This window comes from Priestia megaterium NBRC 15308 = ATCC 14581 (genome assembly GCF_000832985.1).
Classification (GTDB): Bacteria; Bacillota; Bacilli; order Bacillales; family Bacillaceae_H; genus Priestia; species Priestia megaterium.
In genome coordinates this window covers 941,831-958,085 of the sequence record NZ_CP009920.1, presented here as the reverse complement: position 1 = coordinate 958,085, position 16,255 = coordinate 941,831, and the positions used below count along the sequence as shown (strand labels likewise).

The following is a 16,255-nucleotide window of genomic DNA, read 5'->3' as shown; positions in this document are numbered from 1 at the left end:
TTACATGAATAGGGATAATGCAATTTCAAGGAGTGAAAACATGATTGATTTTGGGAAAGTCGCAACAGCGATGGTAACACCTTTTGATCATAAAGGAAATATTGATTTTGAAAAAACAACGCAGCTTATTAATTATTTAATCAGCAACGGTTCGGATGCGTTGGTTATTGCAGGAACAACGGGTGAATCTCCTACGCTTTCAACAGAAGAAAAGCTGGCGCTGTTCCGCCACTCAGTAAAGGTAGTAGACGGCCGTGTACCTGTTGTGGCTGGTACAGGAAGCAACAATACGTATGCATCAATTGAATTAACGAAAAAGGCAGAAGAAATCGGCGTAGACGCGATTATGATTGTAGCACCTTATTACAACAAGCCGAATCAGGAAGGCTTATATCAGCATTTTAAAACAATTGCTGAAAGTACAGAGCTGCCTGTCATGTTATACAATATTCCAGGGCGATCCGTGATCAATATGTCTGTTGATACAATTGTACGCCTAGCTGAACTGCCAAATGTTGTAGCGTTAAAAGATGCAAGCGGAGATCTTGACGCAATGACAGCTATTATCGCACAAACAAGCGATGATTTTGCTTTATACAGCGGTGATGATGGTTTAACACTACCGGTACTAGCGATTGGAGGAACTGGTATTATTTCTGTTGCCTCTCACATTATTGGGAATGAAATGCAAGAGATGGTTAAGCTGTATGAGTCAGGAAATCCGAAGGAAGCAGCAAAAATTCATCAGCGTATTGTGCCTGTTATGAAATCTCTTTTTGCAGCTCCAAGTCCAACGCCTGTTAAAACGGCTTTACAGTTAAAAGGATTAGACGTAGGATCGGTACGATTACCTTTAGTTCCGTTAACGGAAGAAGAACGCCAAACGTTAGTCAGCACATTAAATACGCTATAAGCTATAAGTATGTTTTTTAAACGTCTCTTCATTGACCGTATATACGAGTCGATGAAGAGACGTTTTTTTTTTATAAGATAATAGAAGAGCAGATGACGGAAATAGACGAATGAAATTTCTTGTATTCCAATTCTTACTTCAGTTATAATGTAAGCAAATGAAATTGTACGGGTGAAAGTAAGTAGGAGGAGCTTATGGTACTAGAAAAGACAGAAAATATTAAAATTTCAGCTTTGGGTGGAGTCGGAGAACTTGGAAAAAACATGTATGTGATGGAAATCAATGAAAACATATATGTGTTAGATGCAGGATCGAAGTTTCCGGGAGGGGAAATGTTAGGAATTGATATTGTCATTCCGGACATTACATATTTAGTAGAAAATCAGCAGAACGTAAAAGGCATATTTGTTACTCATGGACACGAAGAACAAATTGGCGCTATTCCCTTTATACTTCAAAAATTGGATGTGCCTGTATATGGTACAGAATTAACGCTAGCACTTATCAAAGAAAAGTTAAAAGAATATGGAATTAAAAAATATGAAGCTTTACATCCTATCACTTCGTCAACGGTTTTATCGTTTGAAGGAGTAGATATTTCATTTTTCAGAACGCAGCACAGCATCCAAGATTCAGTCGGTATTTGTTTACAAACAAATCAAGGTGCGATTGTATATACAGGTGATTTTAAATTTGATCAAAATTCAGTCAGCATTCAAAGCGCTGATATTGGAAAAATGGCTGCCATTGGGGAACAAGGCGTCCTGTGTTTGCTTTCAGACAGCACAAATGCGGATAAGCCAGGCTATACAGTTTCCGAAGCCGTCATTGGACAAAATATTACCGACGCTTTTTATAAAAGCAAAGGTCGAATCATTGTTGCTGCATACAGTTCCAATCTGCACCGTATTCAGCAAATCATTCATGCCGCATATCAGCACGGCCGTAACCTGATCGTTATGGAAAAAAATATGCTGAAAATCATTGATATTGCAGCAAAACTTGGACATTTGCAGCTGCCTGAGGATTTAATTGTTCCTGTGCAAAAGCTAAAAGATCTTCCAGAACATGAAACGGTTATTTTAACAACAGGTCATCACGGAGAGCCGATTTTAGGTCTTACTCGAATGGCTAAACAGTCCCATAAATTTATTCAAATCAAACAAGATGATACGGTCCTGCTGGCTGCTACACCTGTGGCGGGGCACGAAACGACCTTTTCAAAAACAATTGACGTCATCTTTCGTTTAGGAGCAAGCGTAGTGTTTGCTCAGAAGAAAGTGCAGGCTTCCGGACACGGCAGTCAAGAAGAATTAAAATTTATGATTAACTTAACAAAGCCCAAATATGTCATGCCTGTGAATGGAGAGTATCGAAAACAAAAAGCTTATGCAAAGCTGGCCGGTCAATTAGGAATATCAGAAGATCATATTTGTTTGCTTGAAAAAGGTGAGCGAGTTGAGTTTAAAGATGCTCGTATGTACCCTAGCGGTTCTATTCAAGCAGGAAATACGCTCATTGATGGACTAGGCGTCGGTGATATTGGAAATATCGTTCTGAGAGACCGCAGGCTGCTGTCACAGGACGGAATCTTAACGGTAGTAGTTACGATTAATAAGCGCCAAAAAACGGTAGTAGCGGGGCCTGAAATCATCTCGCGCGGATTCGTCTATGTAAGAGAATCAGAAAAGCTTTTAGAAGAAGCAACGAAGATTGTTCAGCAAATTTTAGAAAAGTGTATGGAAGACAAAGTGATCGAGTGGTCTTCATTAAAATTAAAAATGAGAGAAAGTTTAAATCAATTTTTATATGAAAAAACCCGTCGTAAACCGATGATTTTACCGATTATCATGGAAATCTAATGTGAAGCCTTCCCGGTGGGAAGGCTTTTTATTTGCAGCTGATGCGGATGTAATAACTATGAGAAGTTCATACTACTACTATCAATAAGTGAAAGGAGCTAGAATATGTTTGAAAATAACGAAAGATTACATTCTGATGAAGCGCCTCAGCAGCCTAATAAAAATGAAGAAAGCAAGGGCGGAATATTAGATAAAATTCAACAACTAGGACAGACCAACGTGGCTCAGCTTCCCCAAGATTCTAATATTCACTGTTTAACGATTGTAGGACAAATCGAAGGGCACATGCAGCTGCCTCCTCAAAACAAAACGACAAAATATGAGCATGTCATCCCGCAAATTGTGGCGATCGAACAAAATCCAAAAATTGAAGGATTGCTTATTATCTTGAATACTGTAGGTGGAGATGTAGAAGCGGGGCTTGCAATTGCTGAAATGATCGCTTCGTTATCCAAGCCTTCTGTGTCGATTGTGTTAGGAGGCGGACATTCAATCGGTGTTCCAATTGCGGTTTCAACTGATTATTCGTATATTGCCGGTACAGCGACCATGACCATTCATCCTATTCGCTTAACAGGTCTTGTTATTGGTGTACCGCAAACATTTGAATACTTAGATAAAATGCAAGAGCGCGTGATTAACTTTGTGAGAGAACATTCTCATATTTCAGAAGAAAAGTTTAAAGAACTTATGTTTTCAAAAGGGAACTTAACGCGCGATATCGGGACAAATGTAGTTGGCGGAGATGCTGTTTCATACGGGTTAATTAACGAAGTAGGCGGAGTTGCTCAAGCGATCAAAAAATTGAATGAACTGATTGAGCAAGGACGTCAGAATGAGGAGCAGCTGCTGCAATGATTTTGTATACAATGATGCCGCAAGAACTGATCTTTCAGCAGTCTTATCATCAAGAACAATCTCAGCCAAAGCTTATTAACCATAATGGAATTCCGGTTATTGTTGAAGAAAATGAACAAAAGCAACAGCAAATTGTGAGGATTTTAAGCACGAATCCTCAAGATTATTTGAATGAAAATTATTATCCTGGTCAAATTTTGTCGTAAGGATTTCAGTATAATTATGGTGAATATGGTATAATGAATATGACGAAGAAGGCAGCCGCTGTATTGGCTGCTTTTTTATTCAACTGATAAAAGAAACAAAATCAACATAGAGTGTTGGACGTTGATTGGAGTGGAAAAATGGCAAAGAAAAAACGAAGAGGTCAAATAAAAAAGGATGAATGGAAACGTATATTGCGCTTTGAGCTTATTGGCTTATTTTTATTAGCATTAACGTTAATTGCCATGGCAGGACTTGGTGCTGTAGGACAGGCCCTTGTACTAGTGGTCCGCTTATTTATTGGCGAATGGTATATGCTGTGTTTAATCGGAATGGCTATTCTATCTGTTTATATTATTTGGAAAAGGGAAATGCCTCCTTTAGTGACGCGGCAGCTTATCGGTACATATCTCATTATTTTATCTATTTTACTGTTTAGTCATGTTACGTTATTTGAAAATTTATCAAAAAACGGAACGTTTACAGATCCGTCTGTCATTATGAACACATGGGATTTGTATATGCTCGAAGCAACGGGTCAATCAAATCACAGCGATTTAGGCGGAGGGATGATAGGAGCTATTATGTTTGCCATGTTCTACTATCTATTTGATAGCTTAGGAACAGAACTTATCGCTGCCTTGCTTATTGTGATTGGGGTACTGCTTATTACCGGACGTTCGCTTCACGAAACGGTATTAAAACTTCTGTCACCTCTAGTGAATTTTTTAACAACGGAGTTAAAAGAAGGCTGGCAAGATATTCAGACGTGGAAACATAAAAAGAAAAAAGCCCCTAAAACAACAAAAAAGAGACGCCAAGAAAAAGCTGTTCAAGAACCTGAAGAAAGCATGGAAATAGAAGTAGAAGCACCTTCGCCTCCAATTATTGAACACTTTGACTACGGAGAGGAAGAGTCTAGTCAACCTCCTGCTGCTCCTATAGCTCCGGTGCCGCCGGTTATGGAATCGAAGCCTGTAGCTACTGCACCGCAACAGCCAAGGCCGCAAAAGGAACAGGAAGAAGAAAAAGCTCCTATGATTACATTTACTGAAACGGAAAATAAAGAGTATGAGCTTCCTCCTATCAAGCTATTGACGATGCCAAAGAAAAGCAACCAGGCAAAAGAGCATAAAAACATTTATAAAAATGCCGAAAAACTTGAAAAAACGTTTCAAAGTTTCGGCGTAAAAGCAAAAGTGGCAAAAGTTCACCTTGGACCAGCTGTTACAAAATATGAAGTATATCCTGATGTAGGAGTAAAAGTAAGTAAGATTGTCAATTTAAGTGATGATCTAGCACTTGCATTAGCTGCCAAAGATATTCGGATTGAAGCTCCAATTCCCGGGAAATCAGCGGTAGGAATTGAAGTACCGAACGAAGAAGTAGCGATGGTTTCACTTAGAGAAGTACTTGAAGCAACTGAAAATAACCGACCTGATAAAAAGCTATTAGTTGGTTTAGGAAGAGATATTTCAGGCGAAGCTGTGCTAGCAGAGCTTAATAAAATGCCTCATATGCTTGTAGCAGGGGCAACAGGAAGCGGAAAAAGTGTGTGTATCAACGGTATTATTATTAGTATTTTAATGAGGACAAAGCCTCATGAAGTAAAATTAATGATGATTGACCCTAAAATGGTTGAGCTCAATATGTACAATGGTATTCCGCATTTATTGGCTCCTGTTGTAACTGATCCGAAAAAAGCTTCTCAAGCCTTAAAGAAAGTTGTAAATGAAATGGAGCGACGTTATGAGCTGTTTTCACACAGCGGAACGAGAAACATTGAAGGATATAACGATTTAGTAAAACGTATGAATGATGATGGAGACGCCGATGCGAAACAGCCGACTCTTCCTTATATTGTGGTGATTGTCGATGAGTTGGCTGACTTGATGATGGTTGCTTCGTCTGACGTCGAAGATTCGATCACACGTCTTGCTCAAATGGCTCGTGCTGCCGGCATTCATTTGATTATTGCTACGCAGCGACCATCAGTAGATGTTATTACTGGGGTTATTAAAGCAAATATTCCTTCCCGAATTGCTTTTAGTGTATCTTCACAAACTGACTCTCGTACAATCTTAGATATGGGAGGAGCTGAGAAGCTTCTAGGAAGAGGAGATATGCTGTTCATGCCTGTTGGAGCTTCAAAACCTGTGCGTGTGCAAGGTGCCTTTTTATCAGATGAAGAAGTAGAAGAGATTGTTGATTTTGTAATTGCACAGCAAAAAGCGCAGTATCAAGAAGAAATGATTCCAACCGATGCTCCTGAACAAGTTGATGATTTTGCAGATGAGCTATATGACGAAGCGGTACAGCTTGTAGCAGAAATGCAAACAGCTTCTGTTTCTATGCTGCAGCGACGCTTTCGAATTGGCTATAACCGGGCTGCACGCTTGATCGATGCAATGGAAGAGCGTGGAGTGGTGGGACCTTATGAAGGAAGTAAGCCGCGTTCCGTCCTGATTTCTCAGCAAAATGAGGATGTTGGATCTTAATAATTTTCATAAAAAAGATGACTTGCATATGTGCAAGTCATCTTTTTTATGAAACGAAAGAGAGGAAGAATAGTATCATACAAAAATATGTCATGCTAAATAAATGAAATAAAAACGAATGTTAAAAAATTTAATGACTAAAATGTTTGGTTTTTATCTAATATTAGAAGAAAAGCAGGTTGTTAGGTATGCTGACATTAAAGAATAACAAAAATTCATTTTTTTAAAAAAATAATAAAAATTTTAATAAAAAATTAATATAACCTATTTATTTATCTGTCGAAAAATGATATATTATTTTCGATTAAGTAGTCGAACATCAGAGGTCTGATGACTTTTTAATATGGAGGAAGAGTGATGTCTATACGTGCGGATAATCGGCACTTGTATCTACAAGTGATTGATAAAATTAAACAAAATATAGAAAAAGGAATTTTTAAAGAAAAGGAAAGACTCCCTTCAGAGTTTGATTTATCAAAGCAGCTAGGGGTTAGCCGCGCAACGCTACGTGAGGCACTTCGCATATTAGAAGAAGAGAATATTATTGTTCGCAGACACGGCGTGGGAACATTTGTCAACACGAAGCCTACTTTTTTGTCAGGGATTGAGCAATTAAATAGTATAACACATATGATTGAACAAGCCGGTATGAAGGCTGGAACAATCTTCTTATCTTCTCAAATACAAGAGTTGTCTGAAAATGATTTAACACGTTTTGCTTGCGGGGAAGATGAACAAATTTTATTTGTTGAACGGGTGAGAACGGCAAACGGAGAGCCGGTGGTATATTGCATGGACAAGGTTCCTCAAAAAGTATTGCCTGAAAATTTTGAATATAGACAAGAGTCATTGCTAGAAATTCTTGAAAAACAAGCAGGAAAACACATTTCATACGCCGTGGCAAACATTGAGCCTCTAGGCTATCATGAAAAAGTTTCTCCTATTTTACAATGCGAACCAGAAACCGCTTTGCTTGTACTGAAACAAATGCATTATGACCAGCATGATGAACCCATTTTATATTCCATCAATTATTTTAAAGCAGATCAATTCAGTTTCCAAGTACTGCGTAAACGCGTCTAGTTTTTTTGTGTTTAAATGTCAGAAAATTTACAACTGTTTAACATTGTCCTTTTAAGGAGGTGTCAAATGTAGGTCACAAGGACGAAATAGAAAATTGGCTTTATACTTTTAAAACTATTCAGGGGGTTAAAACATGTTAAAACGTAAAACGGGACTTGCATTATCACTAGTATTAGCGGCAGGAACACTTTTAAGCGCGTGTGGCTCAGACGACGCAGGCAAGAGCGGCGGAGATAAAAAAGCGGCAGATTTTAAAGTGGGAATGGTAACAGATACGGGCGGGGTAGATGATAAATCGTTTAACCAATCTGCTTGGGAAGGTCTGACAAAGTTCGGGAAAGACAACGGACTTGATGAAGGGACTGGATATAAATATTTGCAGTCTACAAAAGCATCTGAATACGAGAGCAATCTTTCTAAATTTGCTGAGAGTGGCTATAACTTGACGTATGGAATTGGCTTTTTATTAAAAGAAGATATTAAAAAAGCAGCAAAGCAGTACCCTGATGCTAACTTTGCATTAGTAGACGATACGCTAAAGTCAGAGAACTTAGATAACGTGGCAAGCATTCTATTTAAAGAAGAGCAAGGCTCCTTCTTAGTAGGGGTAGTGGCAGCTAAACAAACAAAAACGAACAAAATCGGCTTTATCGGAGGCGTTGAATCTCCATTAATCAAGAAGTTTGAAAACGGATTTAAAGCAGGTGTTAAATCTGTAAACCCAGATGCTGAAGTTATCTCTCAATACGCAGAAAGTTTTAACTCTCCAGAAAAAGGTTCGGCTATTGCTTCTACGATTTACAGTAAAGGCGCTGATATTATTTATCAAGCGGCTGGCGGTACTGGAAACGGCGTATTTACAGAAGCTAAAAACCGTTCAAAAGGCGGGAAAGACAAAAAAGTTTGGGTAATTGGAGTTGACCGCGATCAGCATGAAGAAGGTATGCCTGAAAACGTAACGTTAACTTCGATGGTTAAACGCGTTGACTTGGCTGTAGAAGATGTTGCTAAAAAAGCAATGGACGACAAATTCCCAGGTGGTAAAGAAGTTGTGTTTGGCTTAAAAGAAGACGGAGTAGGAATTGCTCCATCACAAGATAATGTAAGCAAAGATGCGCTAAAAGCAGTTGATGAGTATAAGCAAAAAATTCTAGACGGTGACATTACAGTGCCTCAAACGGATAAAGAATTTAAAGAGTTTGAAAAAACGCTTAAAAAATAAGCTGACGTCTGTTAAGCAATGATTATATGAGTATAAAAGGCTAGTGAAAACTAGCCTTTTTCATAGCCAAAAAACGGAAGACAGAATCCTGTAGCAGGCAGGAATAGGGAGTGAAAGCAGTGGAATATGTTATTGAAATGCTAGATATTCGCAAAGAGTTTCCCGGTATTGTCGCTAATGACAATATTACACTCCAAGTGAAAAAGGGAGAAATTCATGCTTTGTTAGGAGAAAATGGTGCGGGTAAGTCAACGCTGATGAACGTTTTATTTGGACTTTATCAGCCTGAAAAAGGGCAGATTCGTGTAAACGGCCAAGAAGTCAACATCACAGACCCTAACGTAGCGAATGACTTAGGAATTGGGATGGTTCATCAGCATTTTATGCTCGTTCAAAACTTTACAGTAACAGAAAATATTATTCTTGGAAACGAACCGACGCGAACGGGAAAAATTAATATTAAAAAAGCAGCTCAAGATATTCAAGAGCTTTCAAATCAATATGGATTATCGGTAGATCCATATGCGAAGATTCAAGATATCTCAGTTGGCATGCAGCAGCGAGTGGAAATTTTAAAGACGCTTTACAGAGGAGCTGACATTCTTATTTTTGATGAACCTACTGCCGCCTTAACACCTCAGGAAATTACGGAATTAATTCAAATTATGAAAAAGTTAATTCAAGAAGGAAAGTCGATTATTTTAATTACGCATAAATTAAAAGAAATTATGTCAGTGTGTGACCGCTGTACAATTATCCGAAAAGGCGTCGGGGTTGGCACGGTAAATGTGCAAGAGACCAACCCTGATGAACTTGCTGCTTTAATGGTAGGAAGAGAAGTGCATTTTAAAACTGAAAAGAAAACAGCGACTCCAAAAGAAGCTGTGTTAACAATAAAAGAATTAGTAGTAGAAGACAGCCGAGGAGTAGAGGCTGTAAGTTCACTTGATCTAAGCGTTCGGGCAGGCGAAATTGTAGGCATCGCGGGTGTAGATGGTAATGGTCAAACAGAGCTGATTGAGGCAATTACGGGTCTGAGAAAAATAAAGTCGGGCTCGATCACATTAAAAAATCAAGAATTGTCTACGTTATCCACTCGTAAAATTACGGAGTCAGGAATAGGACATATTCCGCAGGATCGTCATAAGCACGGACTGGTATTAGATTATACAATAGGTGAAAATATTGGTCTTCAAACGTATTATCAAAAGCCGATGTCTAAATCAGGTATTTTAAATTATAAAGAGATGTATAAAAAGGCAAAAGAACTAATTGCAGAATATGATGTGCGAACGCCTAGTGAATTTACACAAGCGCGATCGCTATCGGGCGGAAATCAGCAAAAAGCCATTATTGCCCGTGAAGTAGACCGCAGTCCGGAACTATTAATTGCGGCTCAGCCAACGAGGGGGCTGGACGTAGGAGCCATTGAATTTATTCATAAAAAGCTGATTGAAGAACGAGATAAAGGACGAGCAGTGCTGCTCGTTTCACTAGAACTCGATGAAGTAATAAATTTAAGCGATCGCATTGCGGTTATTTATGAAGGGAAAATAGTCGACATTGTAGATCCAAAAGAAACGAATGAACAAGAGTTAGGCTTATTAATGGCAGGCGGTACGCGTGAGAAAGCGGGTGGAACAGCATGAATAAACTTGTGAAAAATGAACGTGTAATGATGATTTTGATCCCTGTTGTATCGGCCATATTAGGACTCATTGCCGGAGCGGTTATTATGTTACTAGGCGGCTATGATCCAATGCTTGGCTATCAATCTCTTTTTGACGGGATGTTTGGAACGCCAAAAGCCATTGGAGAAACGATTCGTGCCATGACTCCTCTTGCTCTGGCTGGTATCGCGGTTGCGTTTGCTTATAAAACTGGTCTCTTTAACATTGGAGTAGAAGGACAGCTTTTAGTTGGCTGGTTGGCTTCAGTATGGGTTGGGTATGCGTTTGATTTACCAGCGGTCATTCATATTCCTTTAGCTGTATTAGCAGCAGCTGCAGCTGGAGCAGTTTGGGCGTTTATTCCAGGATTTTTAAAAGCAAAATTTCATGTTCATGAAGTAATTGTTTCCATAATGATGAACTATATTGCCCTTTATACAACGAGCAGCTTAATCCGTACGTATTTATATGCGGGTAATGAAAAATCGTATGATATTAAAGAATCGGCATCTTTAGCATCAAGCTTTTTAGCACAGTTAACCAATAACTCCCGCCTTCATTACGGCATTCTTGTTACCATCGCTGCAGCCGTCGTAATGTGGTTTATTTTGAATAAAACAGCTAAGGGCTTCGAGCTAAGAGCTGTTGGTTTTAATCAACATGCTTCACAGTATGCAGGAATGAATGTAGGCCGAAACATTGTATTATCCATGGCGATTTCAGGCGCTTTTGCCGGGCTTGCCGGGGCAATGGAAGGGCTTGGAACATTTCAGTATATGGGCACATTCACTGCGTTTACGGGTACGGGGTTTGACGGTATCGCCGTAGCCCTTTTAGGAGCTAACAGCGCAATTGGAATTTTATTAGCTTCATTCTTTTTCGGAGGATTGCAAACGGCGGCTCCTCAAATGAACTTTATGACAGGGGTACCGTCTGAATTAATTCAAATTGTCATTGCGCTTATTATCTTTTTTGTTGCATCTAGTTATTTAATTCGCTGGGTGCTTGGCCGTGCAGGCAAGGGGGGAGCAAAATGAACTTCTTAGAGGTGTTAGCCATTATTATTCCAGCGGCGCTTTATTCAGCTGCACCGCTTATCTTTACCGCGCTTGGAGGGATATTTAGTGAACGTTCCGGGGTCGTGAACATCGGATTAGAAGGGCTGATGATGTTTGGCGCGTTCACAGGTATTGTTTCAACCCTTTTACTTCAGGATTCATTAGGTGCTTGGGCCCCGTGGGTAGCGATAGTAATTGCGGCTGTTGTTTGCGCTGTGTTTTCGCTGATTCATGCTGTTGCAAGTATTACATTAAAAGCAGATCAAACTGTAAGTGGTGTAGCGCTGAATTTTCTAGCTGCGGGTCTTTCAATCTTTTTAATCAAAAAGATTTTTGGGAAAGGACAAACAGATTTTATCCAATTCCGTATCGATAAAGTAAGTATTCCAGGTCTATCAGACATTCCAGTAATCGGCAAAATTCTGTTTTCGAATGTTCCTATTACGTCTTACATTGCAATTGCGCTAGCTTTTGCTGTATGGTACATCATTTATAAAACGCCGTTTGGTCTTCGTCTTCGTTCAGTTGGTGAACACCCAATGGCAGCAGACACGATGGGGATCAAAGTTGTAAGAATGCGTTACGTTGGCGTTATGATTTCCGGCATGTTCGCTGGAATCGGCGGAGCGGTGTATGCTACGTCTATCGCTACAAATTTTGCAGCGGGAACGATTGCTGGACAAGGGTTCCTTGCTATTGCAGCTATGATTTTTGGAAAATGGCATCCTATTGGTGCTTTAGGTGCAGCCATGTTTTTCGGATTAGCACAGTCTTTGAGTATCACGGGAGCTCAGATTCCGGTTATTCAAGATATCCCATCCGTCCTTTTAACCATTGCACCGTACGTATTAACAATCTTAGCACTCACTGGTTTTGTAGGACGTGCTGAGGCTCCTAAAGCGCTAGGCGTTCCTTATGAAAAAGGCCGCCGCTAATAAATCCTCTATACGAGGTCTAACAATGACTAAAGTTGGATAAATATAGAAGGTGGAGACAAAGGAATCATATTCTTTTCTCCGCCTTTTTTTCATTGAGAGAAAGAATATGAAAAGAAATGAGGAAGCGCGCGGCAAGTTACTTGAAAATGTTTCCTTGAATTCGATATAGTGGTTATAAGACTAAAATTAGCGTTAAAGATTCAAAATAGAAGTATTGTCTAGTTAATACATCAAAATTTAAAAGGAGGTTTATATATGAAATTATTGACTGAACAAAAACATGAACTAGAAGGATTGACTGTTCATACCATTCAAACAGCTAAGTACAAAACAAACACGTTCATTTTAAAACTAAATGCCCCTTTAGATAAGAAAACGGTGACAATGCGTGCCCTTTTACCTTATGTGCTTCAAAGCGCTACCGAGTCGCTGCCGTCTACGACAAAGCTTCGTACATATTTAGATGAGCTTTATGGTGCTACTTTACAAGTAGACTTAACAAAAAAAGGTGATAACCACGATATTACGATTCGCATTGATATAGCGAATGAAAAATATTTGAAAGATTCAACTCCGCTTTTGCAAAAAGCGTTAGCGCTTCTTGGCGATATTTTATTAAAGCCAGCAGTTGAAGGGGACTCTTTTTTAAAGGATATTATGACAAAAGAAAAGCGTTCGCTTCGTCAGAGAATTCAAGCCGTATTTGATGATAAAATGCGCTATGCTAATTTAAGACTAGTCGAAGAAATGTGTAAAGAAGAACCTTACTCTTTACATGTAAACGGTCAAATTGACGACGTGGAAGAAATTACAGGTGAAAGTTTGTACGCCTATTATCAGCAGGTGTTAAAAGAAGATGCCATTCACCTTTATGCTATTGGAGATTTGCAAGTCGAAGAGGTTTTACAAACAGTAAAAGAAACATTTACGTTACCAAAGCGCGAGCAAAAAGACATTGAAGATTCTATTACGTCTAAAGATATCTCAAAAGTAAATGAAGTAGTGGAAAAACAAGAAGTAAAACAAGGGAAATTAAATATTGGCTACCGCACAAATGTTGTATACGGAGATAGACAGTATTTTGCTCTGCAAGTATTTAACGGTATATTCGGAGGTTTCTCACATTCTAAGCTATTTATCAATGTGCGTGAAAAAGCAAGCTTAGCCTATTATGCCGCTTCAAGGGTAGAAAGTCATAAGGGATTACTGATGGTCATGTCGGGTATTGATGCTAAAAATTACGACCAAGCCGTGACCATTATTAAAGAACAAATGCAGGAGATGAAGCAAGGGTCGTTCACAGACGGCGAAATCGCTCAAACAAAAGCCGTCATTCACAATCAGCTGCTTGAAACGGTGGATACTCCACGAGGACTAGTAGAGGTTATGTATCATAATGAATTAACAGGCAAAGACATTTCAATTGACGAATACTTAAAGCATATTGATGCGGTATCTAAGCAGGAAATTATTAAAGTGGCTGAGAAAATTGAAATGGATACAATTTATTTCTTAACAGGAACGGGCGGTGAAGAAAATGGAGAAAATTGAATTTTCGCAGCTTCAGGAACAGCTGTATCATGAAAAAATGGATAACGGGCTGCAGGTATATATTTTGCCAAAGCCGGAGTTTAACAAAACGTTTGCTACCTTTACAACGAACTACGGATCGATTGACAATCAATTCGTACCACTAAATGAAAATGAAATGACAAAAGTTCCGGACGGAATCGCACACTTTTTAGAGCATAAATTATTTGAAAAAGAAGACGGGGATGTCTTTCAGCAGTTTAGTAAACAAGGCGCTTCGGCCAATGCATTTACTTCTTTTACCCGCACAGCTTACTTATTCAGCTGTACGTCAAATTTTGAAGAAAACCTTGAAACATTAGTGGACTTTGTACAAGAGCCGTACTTCTCAGAAAAAACGGTCGAAAAAGAAAAAGGCATTATCGGTCAAGAAATTACAATGTATGACGACAATCCGGACTGGCGCTTGTATTTTGGCACCATTCAAAATATGTACAAAAACCACCCTGTTAAAATTGATATTGCCGGCACGATCGAATCGATTTCACATATTAATAAAGATCTGCTGTATACATGCTATGAAACGTTCTACCATCCAAGCAACATGCTGTTGTTCATTGTAGGTCCTGTTGATGCGGAAAAAGTAATGAAGCAAGTTCGAGACAATCAGCAGAAAAAAGATTATAAAGAAATCTCTGACATACAGCGTCATTTTGACGAAGAGCCTGAAACGGTGGATCAAGAAAAACAAGTACTAAAAATGCCGGTGCAGTCTTCTAAATGTATGGTGGGTCTAAAAGCGAAAAATCCGCAGCGTTCAGGTGGAGAAATGCTTAAATATGAGTTAGCAATGAATATTATTTTAGATTACGCATTTGGAAAAAGCTCTTCGTACTATGAGGAGTTATATGCAGACGGGCTCATTGATGAAACATTTGCTTATGATTATACGGAGGAAAGAGGATTTGGTTTTGCTCTTATCGGAGGAGATACGGACCAACCGGAGCAGCTGTATGATCGAGTTAAACAAATTTTACTTGAAATGAAAACAAAATCACTAACAGAAGAGGAGCTTGAGCGTATCCGTAAAAAGAAAATCGGCGGATTTTTACGTTCATTAAACTCACCTGAGTTTATCGCTAATCAGTTTACACGCTATGCATTTAATGATATGAATTTATTTGATATTGTTGAAACGCTGGAAAAACTGAAGGTGAACGAAATAAAAGATGTGCTAAACGAGATTATTGATGAAAAGAACTTTACGGTTTGTGAAGTAGTACCTAAATAAAGATGATTGTTGCCAAAAAAGCTGATGTTCATCAGCTTTTTTGCATGTAAAGGAGAGAAGGTTATGGAGAAATTTGCCCTTGTGACAGGTGCAAGCGGAGGAATTGGCACAGCGATTGCTAAGCAATTGGCTGAGGATGGATATTCGCTTATTTTGCATTACCATCAACGAAGAGACAGAATAGAGGCGCTTGCACATGAGCTTGCTGAAAAGGTAAAAACGGTGTTTACGGTACAAGCGGATTTATCATGTAAAGAGGGAGTGGAGAAGTTTTTAGAGGAAATTATTGTTCCGGTAGAAGTTATTATTCATAACAGCGGACGAAGCGTTAGCGGGTTAATGACAGATACTCCGGCAAAAGAAACTGAAGAAATGATCTATCTTCACATCACGGCTCCCTTTGTTATTACCAAAGCTTTATTACCTAAAATGATTAGTGCTAAAAGCGGACAAATCATCATGATTTCTTCCATTTGGGGACTTACAGGAGCTTCATTTGAAGTCCTTTATTCAATGGTGAAAGGTGCACAAAATACATTTGTAAAAGCTTTGGCAAAAGAGGTTGCACTAAGTGGGGTTCGAGTAAATGGAGTTGCGCCCGGAGCGATTGAAACGGATATGATGGCCAGCTATTCAAAAGAAGAGGTCAAAGAGCTGGCTGAAGAGATCCCTTTAGGAAGAATAGGATATCCAAAAGAAGTGGCAGAGGCGGTTTCATATTTAATATCTTCACGAGCTTCCTACATAACGGGACAAATATTATCGGTTAATGGCGGCTGGTACATATAAAGTGTGCATAAAATCAAAAACAAGGTACAAACTATGATATGAATAAACCTTAAGGAGGGCTACTCATGTCAGTATTAGAAAACTGGGATAGCTGGAAAGATTTTTTAGGCGACCGTTTACATCATGCGCAAAACGAAGGAATGCAAGAAGAAGTTATTCATGATCTTGCTTATCAAATTGGTGGATATTTAGCAAACCAAGTTGATGCAAAAAATGATCAAGAGCGAATTTTAGCAGACCTTTGGAGCGTTGCTTCTAAAGAAGAGCAGCATGCGATTGCGAGCAGCATGGTGAAATTAGTTCAAAATAACGGATCAGTAAAATAAGTTATCGTTTCTA

Annotated in this window: 14 protein-coding genes; all 14 read left to right on the top strand. The window is 39.0% G+C overall.

The annotated features are described in order from the left end of the window. The first annotated feature begins 40 nt into the window (after positions 1–40). The 14 genes from dapA to BG04_RS05400 all read left to right on the top strand — a co-directional run bounded on the left by dapA (position 41) and on the right by BG04_RS05400 (position 16,242). On the top strand, positions 41–913 hold the full coding sequence (dapA, locus tag BG04_RS05465) for a 4-hydroxy-tetrahydrodipicolinate synthase (RefSeq protein ID WP_013084756.1): 873 nt from the start codon (positions 41–43) through the stop codon (positions 911–913). A gap of 194 nt (positions 914–1,107) precedes the next feature. Next, complete coding sequence (locus BG04_RS05460) at positions 1,108–2,775, top strand: ribonuclease J (protein WP_016765368.1); 1,668 nt, start codon at positions 1,108–1,110, stop codon at positions 2,773–2,775. Between the two features lie 105 nt (positions 2,776–2,880). Further along, positions 2,881–3,633, top strand: a complete 753-nt coding sequence (locus BG04_RS05455) for a ClpP family protease (protein WP_013058820.1) — start codon at positions 2,881–2,883, stop codon at positions 3,631–3,633. Beyond that, the gene (locus tag BG04_RS05450; protein WP_013058819.1) at positions 3,630–3,839 is read left to right on the top strand and encodes a YlzJ-like family protein; all 210 of its coding nucleotides are present in this window, start codon (positions 3,630–3,632) and stop codon (positions 3,837–3,839) included. The genes BG04_RS05455 and BG04_RS05450 overlap by 4 nt, the downstream gene beginning before the upstream one ends. Before the next feature lie 138 nt (positions 3,840–3,977). Next, positions 3,978–6,335, top strand: a complete 2,358-nt coding sequence (locus BG04_RS05445) for an FtsK/SpoIIIE family DNA translocase (RefSeq protein WP_034649255.1) — start codon at positions 3,978–3,980, stop codon at positions 6,333–6,335. A gap of 357 nt (positions 6,336–6,692) precedes the next feature. After that, complete coding sequence (locus BG04_RS05440; RefSeq protein WP_034649258.1) at positions 6,693–7,418, top strand: GntR family transcriptional regulator; 726 nt, start codon at positions 6,693–6,695, stop codon at positions 7,416–7,418. Between the two features lie 133 nt (positions 7,419–7,551). After that, positions 7,552–8,640: a BMP family lipoprotein gene (locus BG04_RS05435; RefSeq protein WP_013058816.1), complete on the top strand. Its 1,089-nt coding sequence runs from the start codon at positions 7,552–7,554 to the stop codon at positions 8,638–8,640. Between the two features lie 119 nt (positions 8,641–8,759). Then, positions 8,760–10,289 (top strand): ABC transporter ATP-binding protein, encoded by a 1,530-nt coding sequence (locus BG04_RS05430; RefSeq protein WP_034649261.1) that lies wholly within the window; start codon positions 8,760–8,762, stop codon positions 10,287–10,289. After that, positions 10,286–11,347, top strand: coding sequence for an ABC transporter permease (locus tag BG04_RS05425; protein WP_016765365.1), 1,062 nt, complete (start codon positions 10,286–10,288; stop codon positions 11,345–11,347). Before BG04_RS05430 ends, BG04_RS05425 begins: the two co-directional genes overlap by 4 nt. Further along, positions 11,344–12,303: an ABC transporter permease gene (locus BG04_RS05420; RefSeq protein ID WP_013084750.1), complete on the top strand. Its 960-nt coding sequence runs from the start codon at positions 11,344–11,346 to the stop codon at positions 12,301–12,303. The genes BG04_RS05425 and BG04_RS05420 overlap by 4 nt, the downstream gene beginning before the upstream one ends. A 258-nt stretch (positions 12,304–12,561) precedes the next feature. Further along, a complete protein-coding gene (gene yfmF / locus BG04_RS05415) occupies positions 12,562–13,857 on the top strand; it encodes an EF-P 5-aminopentanol modification-associated protein YfmF (RefSeq protein ID WP_013058812.1) in 1,296 nt (431 codons plus the stop codon). Next, complete coding sequence (yfmH, locus tag BG04_RS05410) at positions 13,844–15,127, top strand: EF-P 5-aminopentanol modification-associated protein YfmH (protein WP_025750276.1); 1,284 nt, start codon at positions 13,844–13,846, stop codon at positions 15,125–15,127. The genes yfmF and yfmH overlap by 14 nt, the downstream gene beginning before the upstream one ends. A 63-nt stretch (positions 15,128–15,190) precedes the next feature. Further along, a complete protein-coding gene (gene ymfI, locus BG04_RS05405; RefSeq protein WP_013084748.1) occupies positions 15,191–15,916 on the top strand; it encodes an elongation factor P 5-aminopentanone reductase in 726 nt (241 codons plus the stop codon). 65 nt (positions 15,917–15,981) lie between these two features. Then, complete coding sequence (locus BG04_RS05400; RefSeq protein ID WP_013058809.1) at positions 15,982–16,242, top strand: DUF3243 domain-containing protein; 261 nt, start codon at positions 15,982–15,984, stop codon at positions 16,240–16,242. Positions 16,243–16,255 lie beyond the last annotated feature (13 nt).